This is a genomic window from Salmonella sp. SAL04214, assembly GCF_046550615.1.
Taxonomy (GTDB): Bacteria; Pseudomonadota; Gammaproteobacteria; order Enterobacterales; family Enterobacteriaceae; genus Salmonella; species Salmonella enterica.
Genome location: NZ_JBGDXT010000002.1, coordinates 165,965 through 183,533 on the forward strand (window position 1 = coordinate 165,965; position 17,569 = coordinate 183,533).

At 44.4% G+C, this 17,569-nt stretch carries 12 protein-coding genes; 11 read left to right on the top strand and 1 reads right to left on the bottom strand.

Annotated elements, in window-relative coordinates:
• The first annotated feature begins 3 nt into the window (after positions 1–3).
• Together ACLJQD_RS03985 and ACLJQD_RS03990 are read left to right on the top strand one after the other, a co-directional pair.
• Positions 4–1,635: a class I SAM-dependent methyltransferase gene (locus ACLJQD_RS03985; RefSeq protein ID WP_017441740.1), complete on the top strand. Its 1,632-nt coding sequence runs from the start codon at positions 4–6 to the stop codon at positions 1,633–1,635.
• A 559-nt stretch (positions 1,636–2,194) separates the two neighbouring features.
• Positions 2,195–2,911, top strand: a complete 717-nt coding sequence (locus ACLJQD_RS03990) for a YebC/PmpR family DNA-binding transcriptional regulator (protein ID WP_000532939.1) — start codon at positions 2,195–2,197, stop codon at positions 2,909–2,911.
• A 512-nt stretch (positions 2,912–3,423) separates the two neighbouring features.
• Here the strand turns inward: ACLJQD_RS03990 and ACLJQD_RS03995 are convergent.
• Positions 3,424–4,535, bottom strand: a protein-coding gene (locus tag ACLJQD_RS03995) for an IS3 family transposase (protein ID WP_129407687.1) whose coding sequence is annotated in 2 segments (ribosomal slippage) — positions 3,424–4,274 and positions 4,274–4,535 — 1,113 coding nt in all. Because the reading frame shifts where the segments join, the coding sequence is not laid out codon by codon here.
• 474 nt (positions 4,536–5,009) lie between these two features.
• On the opposite strand from ACLJQD_RS03995, the gene ACLJQD_RS04000 reads away from it, so the two are divergent.
• The 9 genes from ACLJQD_RS04000 (at position 5,010) to ACLJQD_RS04040 (ending at position 17,247) form a co-directional block, all read left to right on the top strand.
• Positions 5,010–6,206: a DNA cytosine methyltransferase gene (locus ACLJQD_RS04000; protein ID WP_017441736.1), complete on the top strand. Its 1,197-nt coding sequence runs from the start codon at positions 5,010–5,012 to the stop codon at positions 6,204–6,206.
• Between the two features lie 93 nt (positions 6,207–6,299).
• A complete protein-coding gene (locus ACLJQD_RS04005) occupies positions 6,300–9,269 on the top strand; it encodes an ATP-binding protein (RefSeq protein ID WP_017441735.1) in 2,970 nt (989 codons plus the stop codon).
• Positions 9,262–11,085 carry a response regulator receiver domain gene (locus ACLJQD_RS04010; protein WP_023242880.1) on the top strand — a complete coding sequence of 608 codons (1,824 nt, stop codon included), beginning with the start codon at positions 9,262–9,264 and terminating at the stop codon, positions 11,083–11,085. The genes ACLJQD_RS04005 and ACLJQD_RS04010 overlap by 8 nt, the downstream gene beginning before the upstream one ends.
• Before the next feature lie 245 nt (positions 11,086–11,330).
• A complete protein-coding gene (locus ACLJQD_RS04015; protein WP_017441173.1) occupies positions 11,331–12,203 on the top strand; it encodes a phosphorothioated DNA-binding restriction endonuclease in 873 nt (290 codons plus the stop codon).
• A gap of 366 nt (positions 12,204–12,569) precedes the next feature.
• Entirely contained in the window at positions 12,570–12,863 is a 294-nt protein-coding gene (locus tag ACLJQD_RS04020; protein ID WP_023242879.1) for a hypothetical protein, read from the top strand.
• An 85-nt stretch (positions 12,864–12,948) separates the two neighbouring features.
• The gene (locus ACLJQD_RS04025; RefSeq protein WP_017441175.1) at positions 12,949–13,860 is read left to right on the top strand and encodes an ArdC family protein; all 912 of its coding nucleotides are present in this window, start codon (positions 12,949–12,951) and stop codon (positions 13,858–13,860) included.
• Between the two features lie 105 nt (positions 13,861–13,965).
• Positions 13,966–14,421: an NUDIX hydrolase gene (locus ACLJQD_RS04030; protein ID WP_031615695.1), complete on the top strand. Its 456-nt coding sequence runs from the start codon at positions 13,966–13,968 to the stop codon at positions 14,419–14,421.
• Positions 14,422–14,711: 290 nt separating this feature from the next.
• The gene (gene mobH / locus ACLJQD_RS04035) at positions 14,712–16,331 is read left to right on the top strand and encodes a MobH family relaxase (RefSeq protein WP_017441177.1); all 1,620 of its coding nucleotides are present in this window, start codon (positions 14,712–14,714) and stop codon (positions 16,329–16,331) included.
• A complete protein-coding gene (locus ACLJQD_RS04040) occupies positions 16,321–17,247 on the top strand; it encodes a tyrosine-type recombinase/integrase (RefSeq protein WP_017441178.1) in 927 nt (308 codons plus the stop codon). Before mobH ends, ACLJQD_RS04040 begins: the two co-directional genes overlap by 11 nt.
• The last annotated feature ends 322 nt before the right edge of the window (positions 17,248–17,569 follow it).

Here is a 17,569-nt window from a genome sequence, read left to right on the forward strand (position 1 = left end):
GAGATGATGATGGATATCAGCGCCGTTATTTTTGCAACGCATCGCATTCGGCTATTACCCGATGAAGGCAAAATCCCCTGGGACGAGCCAGCCTTCAGCCAACGCATGCTGGAAAATCATCTGTCACAGGACCACGACTGGGCCAGCCGCCGGCTAACTGTGATTGAGCAACAGGTAACATGGATTACCCGTCAGTTACCCGCTGGCGCCCGCATTCTGGATCTCGGCTGTGGACCCGGTTTTTATACCCGCCTGTTAGCGGAGCGTGGGTTTCACTGCACAGGCGTAGATTTCTCTCCGGCATCCATCACATGGGCTCGCCAGCAGGCGCAAGCCGCAAACCTGAGTATTGACTACATTCAGCAGGATATTCGTACATACCACCCCACGGAACCTTTCGATTTCATTATGATGACGTTTGGGGAGCTGAATGTCTTTAGCGCTGCGGATGCGCAAAGCCTCATCAGTCATTGCGCTCAGTGGTTGAAACCGGACGGCAAACTGCTTGTTGAAGTACATACCTTCGATGAAGTTAAACGCCAGGGCATGGCGCAGCCAGGCTGGCAGCGTTGTCCGCACGGCCTGTTTCTTGCCGTGCCTCATCTGCTGTTAACGGAAAATGCCTGGGATGAAGAGGCTCAAACCAGCTCAACGCAGTTCTGGGCGATAGCGGAAAACGGCTGTACCACCCGTTTCGGCAGTCAAATGAAGGCCTGGCGCGATGATGAATATATCAGCCTGCTTGGTGATGCTGGCTTCACTGTGTTGCAGCGCCCGGACAGTCACACCTGGCCGGTCGGCGAGACTTTTGCAGGCAAGCTGTTTGCGCTGCTGGCTGAAAAAGCATCCACTTCTGAGGGAATCGCCCTCAGTAAAAGGAATAACCCAATGGATATCCCACGTATTTTTACCATTAGCGAAAGCGAACACCGTATCCATAATCCGTTTACAGCGGAAAAGTACGCCACGCTGGGCCATGCGTTACGCATGAAGCCAGGCACGCGGATTCTCGATCTCGGTAGCGGTTCGGGTGAGATGCTCTGCACCTGGGCTCGCGATTACGGTGTTACAGGTACTGGCATTGACATAAGCCCGCTCTTCACCACACAGGCAAAACAACGTGCAGAAGGGCTCGGCGTCAGTGAATACGTACATTTTATTCATAACGACGCGGCCGGTTATATCGACGAGGAAAAATATGACGTGGCGGCCTGCGTAGGCGCTACCTGGATTGCGGGCGGTGTCGCCGGGACAATAGATCTGCTGGCCAAAAGCCTCAAACCTGGCGGGATCATTCTCATCGGTGAACCGTACTGGCGTCGGATCCCCGCAACGGAAGAGATCGCCCACGCCTGTGGCGTCTCATCCGTCGCCGATTTTCGCCCCCTGCCCGAGCTGGTCGCCTTTTTCGACCAACTCGGCTATGACGTAGTGGAAATGGTGCTGGCGGACCCGCAAGGCTGGGACAGATATGAAGCCGCGAAGTGGATGACCATGCGCCGCTGGCTGGAGGAAAACCCTGACGATGAGTTTGCGCAAGAGGTTCGAACAGAACTGACGGCAGCCCCCAAACGTCACGTCACCTGGACGCGAGAATACTTTGGCTGGGGCGTATTTGCGTTAATCGCGCGATAACGTGAAGCAGGAGGTATAGCCTACAAGAGGTATACCTCCGTTTAAAAGTATGCAACAAATTAACACGGCTCAAGGCGGGAATATATCGTCTTAGAGACTATCCCACCAGGCGTTATTGGCGCAGCCAGTTTGGACACGGACAGCGCACAAAAACCGGAGCGTACACGTAGTACGTGAGGATTTTGAGCACTGCCCAGGTCCAAAATGGCAAGTAAAATAGCCCTAATGGGATAGGCTCTTAATTTCGCCATTAAGTTTCTGCCACAATATGTCGCAAGACGTGCAAGCGTTCCACCTCACCTGATGAACGAAACCACCATCAATAAGACGTTATTGCTGCGATTCAATTATTAAGAATAAAAAAAGAACCAGAAGAAAATTAAAAAATGACTTACCCACCATATTAGCTATTGTTAAAATCAAAGTAATCCTCCGTAAAAGCTGGAACTTTTTATTTCTCATAGACGAGAATTTATATATTATGATATAATACGGCAGAAAAACATGCAGGTTATTAACCTGCCGTTAATGTAAATAATTCTTTGAGGAGATGTTTCCAGTGGGACGTAAATGGGCAAATATTGTTGCTAAAAAAACAGCTAAAGACGGTGCAACGTCCAAAGTATATGCAAAATTCGGTGTAGAAATCTATGCTGCGGCTAAACAAGGTGAACCAGACCCGGAATCAAACTCAGCTTTAAAATTCGTTATTGAACGTGCGAAACAAGCACAGGTTCCAAAACATGTTATTGATAAAGCCATTGATAAAGCCAAAGGTGGCGGAGATGAAACGTTCGTGCAAGGGCGTTATGAAGGCTTTGGACCAAATGGTTCAATGGTTATCGCTGAAACGTTGACGTCTAATGTTAACCGTACGATTGCTAATATCCGCACAATTTTTAATAAAAAAGGCGGGAATATCGGAGCGGCAGGTGCTGTCAGCTATATGTTTGACAATACTGGAGTGATTGTATTTAAAGGAACAGACCCTGACCATATTTTTGAAATTTTGCTTGATGCTGAAGTTGATGTTCGTGATGTAACCGAAGAAGAAGGAAACATCGTTATTTATACTGAAGCGACAGACCTGCATAAAGGAATCGCAGCGCTAAAAGCCGCTGGAATTACTGAATTTTCAACAACAGAATTAGAAATGATTGCTCAATCAGAAGTTGAACTTTCACCAGAAGATTTAGAAATCTTTGAAGGACTTGTTGATGCCCTTGAAGATGATGATGATGTGCAAAAAGTATATCATAACGTTGCAAACCTCTAATTATAAATTAAACAAATCTGTCTCTATGGCAGATTTGTTTAATTTATAAAGCTGTTATAAAAAAGTCTATCTGGCCAGATATATAGATCTTTAAATTTATGTGTCTTATCACGACCTGATCTGACACATAGCTTTGAAAGATTGAGAGTTACCGGTTTTGATATAGTGTCGAATCCTTATATAAAACATGAGGTAATTTTCATGTTTCATACGACGAATCCCGTCAGCAAGATAAGCAAAAGCCAGCAATATCGGGCTACTTACAATCTCCCTGTGCTCTTTAAGGCACCGCCCTTATAAATTCTGCTTGTGCTCATGATGGCTCATCTGGTGCTCTACGCGCCGCTTGACCACAGGTGTGACTCCACCAGCGCGCTACAGACCATAGTGCGAGAACCGTGGCCGATTACTTCGATGCTTTTGATGTGGAGCTATTTTTAACAGATAACGTATACCACACTCAAAATACTCCCCCAGATCAATGCCCTCCTCTGAATGTAAGTAGACCCGTTTTAGTTCCAGGCATTTTTTGAGATCCCGGCCAAATGATTGTGTTGCCGATATTCCTCCTGCGTCATATTGTTCAGTGATTCATGAGGGCGTTCACAGTTATATTCTGACACCCATCTTTCCGTGATTTCCCGCGCTTCATTCAGCGTTCTGAACAGATAAAAATCGAGTATTTCTGTACGGTATGTTCGGTTAAAGCGCTCAATAAAAGCGTTCTGCGTCGGCTTACCCGGCTGAATAAATTCCAGTTTTACTGCATGTTGCTCTGCCCATTCAGCCAGTGCAAGTGAGATAAATTCCGGACCATTATCCATGCGTAGCATGACCGGATAGCCGCGATTTGCCGCGATCCTGTCGAGTACACGGACCACGCGCAAAGCTGGCAGATTCAGATCGATTTCAATCGACAATGCCTCACGGTTAAAGTCATCAACGACATTGAACGTGCGAAAACGACGGCCACAGACCAGAGCATCATGCATAAAATCGACAGACCAGCTCTGGTTAAGCGCTTCCGGTGTGGCCAGTGGCGAGGGATTACGCACCGGCAACCGTTGTTTGCCTTTACGGCGAAAATTCAGCTTCAGCAGACAATAAATACGATGGATCCTTTTGTGATTCCACGGGTATCCCTGCAGCCACAGAACCTGGAAAAGTTTTGGAAAACCGTACCGTGGGTATCGCTCTGCCACTGCCTGCAACACGACAATAACGGGTTCGTCACGCGTGGTATCCGGATGGTAATGGTAAACCGTTCTGCTCAGGTTCAGACTCCGGCAGGCCTGACGGATACTGAGTCCAAATGTCGTGATCAGATGAGTGACCAGCTCACGCTTAAAGGCTGGTTTTAAAGCTTTTTTTCGATAACGTCTTTCAGCGCACGGTTCTCAAGGCTCAGGTCGGCAAACATCTGTTTGAGACGCCGATTCTCGTCCTCAAGATCCTTGATCTTTTTAATATCAGAAGTCTCCATGCCGCCGTATCTGGACTTCCAGTTGTACCAGGTGGCTTCAGATATACCGGCCTCCCGGCAGACATCTTTAACGGTTCGTCCGGCTTCAACCGATTTAATTACGGCAATGATCTGATGCTCAGTAAAACGGGCTTTACGCACAGCGATCTCCTTTGTTGGCAGATTGATTATGCCGGAGGATCTCTAAATGTGAATGGCACGATTATGCGGGATACTTACATTTCCTCTTTAATCCTCAAATTAAAGAGTTTAAATCAGAGTGCTAACATTGAATATCTTCATGAGCCTACATCGAAATGGATGATAAAAAATTTAACTTTCAGTTTAGAGCAAGAAAGATAAATCTAATACTCCACTTTCTAAAATACACTCTTAAAAGAGAGTATTTCAAAATTATTTGGCTGAATAAAAATAAATATTATATTCATTATCACAACCAATAAACCGTTAATTTTACTTACACTTGTATACTATAAATACATGAAAGATATCCCTTGTTAAGACTACGCTAAAAATAATAAAAACGTCTATTTTCGTCATATATAATATTTGCTTATTGCATTTTTGAAAAAAACGAGTAAAATATCAAGATTTAGGAGTTACTTTTGGACTCATATGAAGGCAATTGACTTATTTGCGGGGGCTGGAGGGTTTAGTTTATCCGCCCACAATACAGGCACTATAGATGTTGTTGCTGCTATTGAATTCGATAGCGCGGCTGCAAACACCTACAGAAAAAATATGTTAGAAAGGCTTGAGCATAAGACCGAACTTTTACAGGAAGATATTTTGCTCGTAGGCCCAAAAAAGTTAAGAAAAAAATTAAAGCTCAAGAAAGGCGAGCTTGATATGATACTTGGCGGGCCCCCGTGCCAAGGTTTTTCCAGTCATCGAATTAATGATGCTGGTGTTGACGATCCCAGAAACAAATTACTTTTAAGGTATTTCGACTTTGTTTGTGAGTTTAAACCCAAAGCTTTTTTGGTAGAAAATGTCTCCGGCTTGTTATGGAAGAGACATGAAACCCATTTGAAACGCTTTAAATTTTTGGCTTCCAAAAATGGCTATACATTAATTCATTGCGACGTATTAAATGCTCGTGACTACGGTGTTCCGCAAAATCGCAAACGAGTTTTCATTGCAGGCGTCAGAAATGACATTTTAAAAAAGAGAAATGACATTGAGTTTCCACCTCAAGCTACTCATTTCAACCCTAATTCCAATGAAGTAAAAAACAACTCAAAAAATACGTGGAGAACTGCATCCTCTGTTTTTGAAAAAATGGATGATAACTTAATTCAAAGATATATATCAGAATACTTTCTTAAACATACTTCTTACTCAATTGATGAAGCACAAGAGCTACTTGAAACACTAGAATATCAAGATGCGCCAATAAGCGAAAAAGATCCATGCAACATACATATGATACCAACTAAGCGTATGGAAGAGCGTTTCAAAGCAACAAAACTCAATGGCAGTAGAAGCGATGCAGGAAAAGAGTTCGAGCTAAAATGTCATTCCAATGGATACGCAGGCCACAAAGATGTTTATGGACGCATAATGATTCACCTCCCGGCCAATACAATTACAACTGGGTGTAACAATCCATCTAAGGGAAGATTCATTCATCCATGGGAAAATCATGGCATTACTTTAAGGCATGCAGCAAGGTTGCAAACATTCCCTGATGACTACATTTTTTGCGGTAATGCTACAGCGCAAGCAAGACAGATTGGTAATGCAGTTCCCCCTATGTTAGGCACAATATTAATAAATGCATTGCTTAACATAATTACACCCAATAGATAAGGTGTAATGAATGAAAAATGTTAAAACTAGAAATTTAAATGGACCCAAAACTCATTTTATGATTACTTACCTTATAATAATAGAAGGTGAAAAATGGTAATTTCAGCAGCTTTTCAAACAAGAGCAAGGACAATTGATCATCTAGGACGTGAGCAAATAGCTGATTGTCCAACCGCAATTTCCGAGCTTTGGAAAAATGCATATGATGCTTACGCTCGTAATGTTTCTCTAAATATATTTGACGGCGATACTCCTGTGGCAACTTTAGTTGATGATGGGCATGGTATGTCGTTAGATGACATTATCAATAAGTGGCTTACAGTAGGAACAGAATCCAAGGCTATAAAAAAAGATATTCCATATGAAGATAGAAATGGAATAGATCATATTCGAGCAAAGCAAGGTCAGAAAGGCATCGGTCGTCTTTCTTGTGCGGCCTTGGGCTCATTAATGCTTTTAGTTTCCAAAAAGAAAGATAGCCCTCTTGTAGCTTGCTTGCTCGATTGGCGTATTTTTGAAAATCCATATTTGATGCTTAATGATATTAAGATACCCATTATGGAATGCAGTGATAAAAACGAATTAATCACTGTTATACCGGAAATGTTTGATGCTTTGATGGGAAATCTATGGGGTGATGGTGATGATATATTACGAGATAACCGTATTGAACAAGCTTGGGAAAATTATTCTGAATTAGAAAAAAATGAGAATAATGATATTACAAAAGAAGCTATCGAGAATACTGTAATTAATGCTTTCTTTGAGGAAAGGCATTTTCAATCTTGGCCAGTGTGGAATAATAAAACCACTCACGGCACAGCAATGTTTATAGCTGGAATTCATGACGATTTAATAGCTCAGTTATCAACAGATGCGGGATCAGAAGCTCAAGGTGCAGAAGTTCGGGCTAAAGAACGCTTTCTTCAAACATTAAATAGCTTTGTTAATCCATTTAAAAGAGAAGAAGAAGAACAGATTACTGATTTCAAGACAAGCGTTATCGCTTGGAATGGTAATCTTCAAAGATTTATTATCGATGAGGTTAGAAATTTTGATATTTCTAATTTTGACCAGCTAGAACATATAGTTGAAGGGAATATTGATGAGAACGGATTATTTTCTGGAAGAGTTAAAGCTTTTGGCGAATGGTTCGATAATATCACAGTTAAACCCAAAACTGTTTATAAGACACGAAAAGATACCCGCTTTGGCCCTTTCTTTTTAAGATTAGGTACATTTGAGGTTATAAGAAAGAATAGTACATTGTCAGATGAACAGCATGCGACATTCGACCGCATCCGCGATCAGTTTGGTGGAGTAATGGTTTTTCGTGATGATTTACGTGTTATGCCATACGGACGTGAAGATAATGACTTTTTTGAGATCGAGAAAAGGCGTTCAAAAAATGCTGGTTTATATATGTTCAGTAATAGGGCATGTTTTGGTGGTGTATATATAACGAAAGAACATAACCCCAACCTACGAGATAAAGCAGGTAGAGAAGGTATAATTGACAATAAAGCATCTAAGTTATTTAGAGAGATAGTCGAAAACATTTTAATAGAAATTGCAAAAAGGTTTATTGGCCGCGCATCAAATATACGAGATGAAAAGCTAGAGGAAATAAATGCTAAACATGCTGCTTTGAAAGCAGACGAAGATAGAAAAAAATTATTACGTAAAGAGCAAAGAAGAGTCAAAACATCGATTCAAAGAGATCGTATTTCTTTAGAACATTTAAGAAATGAATTTTATGAAATATCACAGCTTCTAAGCGACAAGAATAATTTTAAAGAACTAGAGGAGCTATTACAGCTCAAAGAAAACATCGACGTATTGGATGGTACCCTAAAAAACCTATCTTTAGGTTCAGTACCAAGAAATTTAGGGAGTATAGAGAAAGACTACCGTCAGTATCGCGATTTAGAGATTGATGCTAAAAGTCTTTTAAAGCAGATTAATAACTCTGTATACTTAGCACTTGATCATTTTACTGTTAAAGATGATTATTCAATTGCTGAGAAAGACTTTCGTAGCAAAGCAGCCATATTACATGCGAAAATAAGAAAATTTTCCAATAAAGGACGCAATATATTAAAAGAAGAGACGTTGCGTTTCGAAGAGATAACAAACAATACAAATAAAGCTTTCCATGAAAAAACATCTCAATATTTATCCGATCTACAAGAAAATAGAACTTCACTCAAAAAAACACTTGAAAATTTAGATCTTGCTTATCAGATTCAAGACATTGAAATAAGTCAAACCTACGCCCCATATATTACCGCATTAGAAAGCTTAAGAGAGGAAATTGATTTAGAAGGCCTCGCGATCTCTTCAGTCAACGAAAATACACGGTTGAAGAAACAGGTAGAGCAAGTGAATGCACTCGCTCAACTTGGAATAACTGTGGAGATAATTGGTCATGAAATCGAAGGTTTCGATATGACTATTGAGCGAGGTATAAATAGACTGTCATCAACAAACCTCGATGAATATCAGAAAAATGCTTTATCAAGTATTACCCAAGCACATCAATCATTAAGCGATTCTTGGCGTTTTTTAAGCCCATTAAAATTATCAGGCGATAAGGTAAGAGCTTTCTTGAGTGGAAAAGATATTTTTGATTATGTTAATCATTTTTTCAACATTAAATTTGAAAAAGATTCCATTGAATTTTCTTGCTCTACTAATTTCCTAGATATTTCATTATATGATCAACCAGCCAGAATTTATCCTGTGTTTATTAATTTAGTAAACAATTCACGATATTGGGTTAAAGAAACTAAAGAAGAGCGTCGAATTATTAGGTTAGATGTACTTGATGGCTTGATATATGTTAGTGATAACGGGCCAGGGGTTGATCCTGATGATGTGTCCGAACTTTTCACTATATTTTTCTCCAAGAAACAAAGAGGTGGTCGTGGGGTTGGCCTTTATCTCTGCAAACAAAATTTAGCAGTGAGTGGCCATAGTATTTTCTACGAAACAAGAACAGAGAAAAAAATACTAAATGGTGCTAATTTTGTAATTAATTTCAAAGGAATTAAAAATGCTTGATAATTCTACTTTCGATTACAAACCACATTTAAAATCTGCTTATATTGATCCGATTAGAACTGTGACAGTCATCGATGATGAATACCCAACTATTGATGATTTAATTTCATCGACCAAAGACAGTTTTTCTCAAGACAACATTTCTCGATTAAAAGATATTATTGATATAAGTCGAAGTGAAGAATATAATTGGCTTTTAGATGTCTATAATGGAAAAGAAAAGAAAATTCAAGAGGGAACCGTATCTAACCGTCTTTACCACAGTGATTTACTAATCTTGGACTATCATTTAGATGGAGAGGACTCTGGATATTGTAAAAAATCTATAGATATTATTAAAAATCTATCTGAAAATCGTCACTTTAATATTGTTGCAGTGCATACTAAAGGCTATGATGGACAAAAGGGTTCAGTTAATGAGGTACTAATCGATATTATTACTTCCTTACAGGAAAGACCCGCCATTAGTATTTTAAATGATAAAATCAAATCTAGAATAGATGACGCCTTAGATGAATGGGAAATCGAGGATCCAAGCATCAGGGAAGATCTAATTAATTCAGTTTCTACATTAGATTTACTTTTCTTGATTAATAAATTCGGATCAAATTTAAGTTCAGGATGTTTCGACTACGAAGTCCTTGGTGTTTTCCATAATATATTTGATCAAAAACCAGACAATATAAACATATCCAAGATATTGATTTTTAAATGGATCTCCTCAGAAAAATTACATAGATATGCTGACCAATTTAATAATAAGACATCAAAGTTTTTTGATTGGGGGACAAATGAAAACCATAATTGGATAAAAACAGAAGACTTATTTATTACTGTCCTTGGTAAAAAAGACACACCAATCAGTGACATACCGAATCAACTTTTGGAGGCTTTGTCAAACTCTAAACCACATCCGCATAAACTTATTTTATCAAAACTCAGAAGTGAAATTGAAAGTAATGGTAGCTATGCTGCAAGTAATATAATTAACAAAAAATTCTTACAGGCGGCGTGGCTAAAGGAATTACTTCAAAAAGAGGATGAATATGCTATCAAAACAGCTGCATGGCAAGCAGTAACTAAATTGTGGGAAGAATTAGCATACGAAATTAAACCGAGTCTTGATGAGTTTACAATTAATCTTGTCCGCGACTTAAAGAAAATCAACTCACCTTTAAACTATTTCATAGAGAAATCTACACTTGATGCTGAGCTTGAACAAATTAAACATGCAAATTGTTTCAGTTGTTCAAAAAAAATAACTGCTCATCATTTGGTTACGGGGCATGTTTTGGAGTTCAATAATAATCACTGGTTGTGTCTAACCCCTATGTGTGACCTTGTTCCAGGTCAGAAAAACGGAAATAGTTTACTCCCTGTTACGCTCGTGAAAATGTATGATGCGAAAGTTGCTTTAAATAACACACGTAAAAATATGCAAAGCGAGCTTAAACTACCCAATTTGCCAGAAATCAATGAAGATGAATCAATTAGACAAATACTAAATTATTCCACACAGAATAATCTATTGTTCGTTCAGTCTGAACATGACGGAAAAATACATATCCTTAGTTTCACCGTTGGACTCGATGGCAAGGCAAATCCTAAAGCAATGGATTGCCATGTGGAAAATCAAGGTATTTTCTCTGAAGATAAAATAATAGTACTAAAATATGCCAAGCCTACTGAAAATGAAATGAACATAATCTCCGTAGAAGCAAAAATAGTTGCCGAATTACGCTACGAATATGCTTTGAATTTATTAGGCAGGCTCGGTGTATCAAAATCTCGAGTCGGATTAGATTTTATCAACTAAGGTGCGTTAGCACGCACCTAGTCTGACAGGTACCAGTTGTTTATATAGGTATCTGTCAGACTACATCCTCTTTAGGTTTCTCTCGCCCCAGATAATTTTTTCCATCAAGTGACATTTTCACTGATGTTTAACTTTCAGACATTAAAGTGTCTGACTTCCTTATTAATGTCACAAGCCACAATTGAATTTCACCGTTTTTGCGAGCATGATCGCAATAACATCAGCCTGTTACCCGGTTCATTCCTATGATATCTCTCGAAACGCTGCAATCAGCCATCTCCAACGTTTCCGTGTGGCGTCAGGGTGACGTATGCGCGCCGCACAAGCCGTTGCTGCTGTTGTATGTGTTATCGCAGTACAAAGCAGGCCACCCACGCCTGTTTAACTACGGCCTGGAGATCCACGAACCGCTCACTCGTCTGCTCAAAGAGTTTGGTCCCAAGCGACGCACTGACTATCCCAATATGCCTTTCTGGCGACTCAGAACTGACGGCTTCTGGGAGATCGCCAACGCGGAAGGCTGCAAACCCCGTAGAGGCAACACCCAGCCGACAAAGAAAGAGCTGATTGATAACCAGGTAGCGGGCGGCTTTGATGAATCCGCTTACCAACAGTTACTCGCACACCCTGAAGTAATCGACCAACTGGCCCAGCAAATCCTGATAGATCGCTTTCCCGAAAGTATTCAGCGGATCCTCGCCAACCAACTGGGCCTGGATTTTATCGATCGTTCGAAGAACCGCGATCCGCGCTTCAGAGATATTGTTCTCCGGGCTTACCATTCACGATGTGCTTTCTGCGGTTACGACCTACGACTGGATGGTGCGCTGGTTGGTATTGAAGCAGCCCATATCCACTGGAAAACCTATGGTGGGCCGTGTGTGGTAAACAACGGTCTGGCGCTGTGTTCGCTGCACCATGATGCTTTTGATATGGGCGCATTCGGACTGGATGAAAACCTGACTATCCGTATCTCCGGCGGCGTCAGCCGTAGCCCGGTGGTAGATAACCTGTTCTGGCAACGGAACGGTCAGCAGTTGCATCTTCCTCATGACAAATCACTGTGGCCTACCGAACAATACGTCGGCTGGCATCGTAAGCAGATCTTCAAAGCCTGAGACTGTGAGCTTCGCAGGTATCATCGATTGCCCAAACTGCTTTATCCCCTACAACGGATAAATTGCTTTTAATCCCTATAGCGGATAAATCCTGCGCACCAAAGTGGATTCCAGAATAACGGCTCCCAAACTCACACTGAACAGCCTGACTCTTGATTATTATTGATACCGTATTAATCTGTACGAAGTTTGACCCGCAACCAGAGCCTTCAGGTTGCCACCCTACCCGGTGAGGCTCGCCTTTTCGTCCGCTTCGTATCATCCTCGCCGACAGCGCTTAGCGCCTGATACATCCTCTACCCCACCATGCAGGGAATCCCTCCCTGCCGGGCGGTGTTTCTCTGCTTTCATCACGGGAGAAACGCTATGCCAACTTCATCTTGCCCTGAAGCAAAATCCTTATCGTTGTCTGTCTCACCTGAAGCATGGGAAAAGGTAGTCAGTTTTCCACTCGATCCCTCTCAGGAAGACGACCGTCTCGAAAACCTGATTGTCGCCACCATGCTGACATTCAAAAGCGCAGGCCCGGACCGTAAGAGTATTAATTTCGGTCTGTACTGTTTGCCCGCTGACGGCAGCAGCAATGTACCGCTGATGACGCCGTTGCGTTTAACGCTTGAAGATAACCACCTGTTGGTTACTGCCCTTCATACCAGCTGATTCCCTCAGCATCCTTTACTCCCCGTGCCGAGCGACTCCCGACCGGGAGCGCTATACCCGGCTTCTTTATCATGAGGTTACGCTTATGAACAGAAGCAACGATCTTTACCAGAAAGTCACCGATGAAATTATCGCCGCGCTGGAGAAAGGCGTGATCCCCTGGGTTCGCCCGTGGCGGGAAGGGGAACCGGTGGTGCCGATGAATGCCTTATCCGGGCGGTTGTATCACGGCATCAATATTCCTCTGCTCTGGAACAGCGCTGAGCGACAGGGATATGAAAGCGATCGCTGGCTGACCTTTACACAAATTCGCAATGCGGGCGGTAACATCCGCAAAGGCGAACGATCTACACTGGCCGTGTTTTATCTGCCCCAGCAGCGCGAGGTAGTGGACAGCAACGGGAGCACAGTTCTTGATGCTGACGGCAATCCTAAAGTGACGTCTTATGCTGTAGTACGCGAGTTCCGGCTGTTCAACATTCAGCAATGTGAAGGACTGCCGGAGGCGTTTTCACAGCCTGTCGTGATGGTCGATGATCCCATCGCCGCTGCTGAGCAGGTTGCCCGGCAAAGCGCGGTGACGATCACTCACCGACGCCAGAATCGGGCGTATTACTCGCCGGGACGCGACTGCATCATCATGCCGCATCCTGAGCAGTTCGCTTCGCGTGAGGATTACTACGGCACACTACTTCATGAGCTGACACACGCGACCGGACACGCTTCGCGGTTGAACCGGAACGGCATCACCGCAGGAAATCACACCTTTGGCGATCCGACGTACAGTTTCGAGGAACTCATCGCCGAAATGGGATCTGCATTTCTCTGCGCCCATGTCGGCATTCAGGCGAAGCTACAACATGACAGTTACATCGCATCGTGGCTGAAGGTATTGCAGCAGGACAAAAAAGCGATTTTCCGCGCCAGCGGTTTAGCGCGTAATGCCTGTGAGTATCTGCTTGAACGGGCGCAGCAGCCGTTAGCGCTGAGCGCATAACTTCATCATGCCGACAGCATGTTCACTCTGTCTGTCGGCACTTTACTGGCTGTTAAATGCTAACATCTCAACCCTATTTTATTGATAACGATAGCGAGACCTTCAGTGAGAACACGCCCTTCATCACGATTACTGATTATTGATCCTTTAAACCGGATCCTGCTTTTCCGGTTCACTCACAATTCTGACGCACTGGCTGGCAGATCTTACTGGGCCACACCCGGAGGCGATGTCGAAGATGGTGAATCCTTTGAACAAGCAGCGATAAGAGAACTTCGTGAGGAAACAGGAATTATGCGCCAGGATATCGGCCCCTCTGTCGCAGAACGTACATTTCAGATGCTGTTACCCAGCGGCGAAACAGTTCTGGCTCAGGAACGCTTTTTTATTGTGCATATTAACGATGAAGAGATCAGCACCGAAGCCTGGAGCGATCATGAACGACTCGTCATCAATGACTATCACTGGTGGACGCCTGACGAGCTGGAAAAAACAACTGACGTTATTTTTCCTGAAAATATATCCGCGATCCTCTCCGAATCTGAAAAGACCCGCCGCTAACTGATATTCACCAACAGGTACCTGAACTACATACAAAATAAATTTGCGCGATCCAATAAACAATTTCGCCCCAAATCTGACGGCACCAAAAGGCAAAATCCAAAGGGTTAAGGGGAAGAGAGTGAAGGGGGAACGGGCTTACCCGAAAAAGGGGCTTCCCTTCGTCTTTCGAGTTGCAGGTGCGTTGGCTTTCCTCGCTCACCCCAGTCACTTACTTATGTAAGCTCCTGGGGATTCACTGCGTCGCCGCCTTCCTGCGCCTCAAAATCCATTGGGAATAAAGGGCCATTATGCGGATATGGCTGACGCGCAAAAAGCAAAACACCACACCATCCACTGGCGAACCAGATGCCACGGAGGGATGGCTGCATCCTGAATCCGCACAAACACTACTGGCTGAAACTACCCGCCAACAGCTGATCCAGTTTATTCGCCAGAGCACCGCCCTTCCCGCCTCACTGTTTGAACGCTTCTGGTTAACACCACTTCACCGCTTCGCAGAACTGGCGCAGCTGTTCCCGGCCTCGGAAAACCATCACCACGCCCACGCAGGCGGTTTGCTCGATCACAGCCTCGAAGCTGCCTGTTATGCCGCACGGCTGCGGCAGAGTTATCTTTTCCCGCCTGATGCAGCACCGGAAGATCAGGCTGCTCAGTCCGAACGCTGGACAACGGTCATCATCTACGCCGCGCTGTTGCACGATCTGGGCAAACTCATCACCGATATCGAAGTGGAAAATATTAGCGGGAAACACTGGTTTCCATGGCATGGCCCGCTAACCCAGCCTTATCGGTTCCGCTATCTGCCGCAACGTGATTACCTGCGCCATCCGGCTGCGGCAGCTCTTCTGCTTACCCAACTTCTCCCCCCGGAAAGCCTCGACTGGCTCGCCGCCGACGCTGCTGCGTTATCCACCCTGCTGCACTGCCTTAACGGACAATATCAGTATGCCGGGCTTGCCGGGGAGCTGGTACAGAAAGCCGACCGGGCGTCGGTGGCATTTAATCTCGGCGGCGATCCGGTTAAAGCTATTCATCGCCCGCAAACCTCGCTGCCGCAGCAAATTATCACCGCCCTGCGCGACCTGCTGGTGCATGAGTTCCGGCTCAACAACCCAGACGGCGGCTCTGACGGCTGGCTGACGGAAGAGGCGCTATGGCTGGTCAGTAAGAACGCTGCCGATGCCGTGCGTGGCTGGCTACTGCGCCAGGGCATTGATGCCATACCGCAACATAACGTGCGGCTGTTCGACGAGATGCAGGCTCACCAGCTACTTATCCCCTGCGAGGATAAAGCCATCTGGTATTGCCGGATTGAGGCTAACGGCGGCTGGAGCAGTGAACTTACGCTGCTGCGCTTTTCCCCTTCGCTGATTTGGGAAGATCCACAACAGCGGCCCGCAACCTTCGGTGGAACCGTCACGCCGATAGCGGAAGTCCAGAATGCGACAGAAACAGTGATTGCAACGGATATCACTGTGGAACAACCATCCCCCCAACCCGAACAGAACGATACCGCACTATCCGGCGAAGCATTCTGGCAGTGGCTGGTGCGTAACGTTCAGGCTCAACATCTGGAAGTCAATGAACCGAACGCCCGGATCCATACCGTCGCCGGGTCGGTGTTTCTGGTGACGCCCGGTATTTTCAAACTCTGGCTTAGCGCCTGCGGTCAGAATGTCCCTGAAGAATACTGGCGGGAGGTACAGAAGAAGTTCCAGAACCTGAATCTTCACCGAAAACAAAAAAACGGCCTCAACATCTGGCACTGCGCCGTTGTCGGCCCACGCCGTTGTTCACGTCTGAAGGGATATCTGCTTGACGATCCCACGCCGCTTTTTGGAGATGACGTTCCCTTTAATAACCCTCATCTCTTGCTCAGTGAAGGAGAAGACACCCATGACTTTTGAACAGCTCCTGGAAGAGTATTTTTTTGCCCGTCTGCTGCGCCCTGATACCCAGAGTTGCTATTGCACGGCGGTAAACCAGTTCACTCACTGGCGCAACGTACTGCCCGCCGAAGTCACGCCGCATATGGTGCTAGAGTGGCGTCATTACCTGTTAAATGTGCGATGTATCAAGCCGGTAAGCTGGAACCACTATATGCGCCATATGCGGGCCTTGTATAACTTCGCGATTGAACAAGGGCTGCTGGAGCAGTTTATCAATCCGTTCCAGAAAACATCACTGCGGGAATCTCGTAGGAAAAAGAAAACCCTGACCCGCGAGCAAATCCTCGCATCCCGCAAAGTGCTGAACCAATTTATCGAACGGGAGAAAATGCAGCGCGGCTATCGTTCGCCTTTATATCCGGCCTGGTTTTGGCTGACCGTGGTTGAAACCTTCAACTATACCGCGATCCGGCTGAATCAGCTTATTCACCTGCGGGTCAGGGATATCGATCTGGTCCATGACACGCTGTTTATTCAGAGCGAAGGCAGCAAAAGCCATGATGAACATATCGTTCCCATCGCCTCCCGGCTGCGGCCCTATCTGGAACATCTGCTTGAAGAAGCGAAAACAAAGGGAATGCGGGCTGACGATCAGTTGTTCAACATCAATCGTTTCAGTCAGCGGACGCTGCGCCAGGGTAAACCGATGACAGAAAATCAGGTCAGTTATTTCTTTGCCAAACTTAGCGATGCCTGCCACAGCCGTTTTTCATCGCACCGCTATCGCCATACCGTTGCCACAGAATTGATGCAGAAACCGGAGCAAAATCTGTATGTCACGCAGAAACTACTCGGCCACCGCGATATTAAGGTGACGCTCAGCTATATTGAGCACAATGTCGAGATGCTCAGAAGTTGCGTGGAGAGAGATTGACAAAACAGGGAGTGAGTGAAAAGATCCGGCACGAGGCTTTATAAACAAAAAAAGCCGGAGATGCGGCCATTTTGTAGTTGCCGTCAACGTCCAGCTTCATTGTACAACGTACTGATTGTTGTAGGTTTTCAGATTATCACAATCGCTTTTGGTGCCGAAGGCCGCACCGCGATTCTCGACGTAACCTATTGAAGTAAATAAGATTACAAAACAAGAGAACCGCTATATATACTCACATGTATACTCACGCGCGATTCTCTGAAAACGCAGCTAACTTAAAATCACGCCTCATCTTCTTCCACAGGCTCTAGCGCGTCAAGTC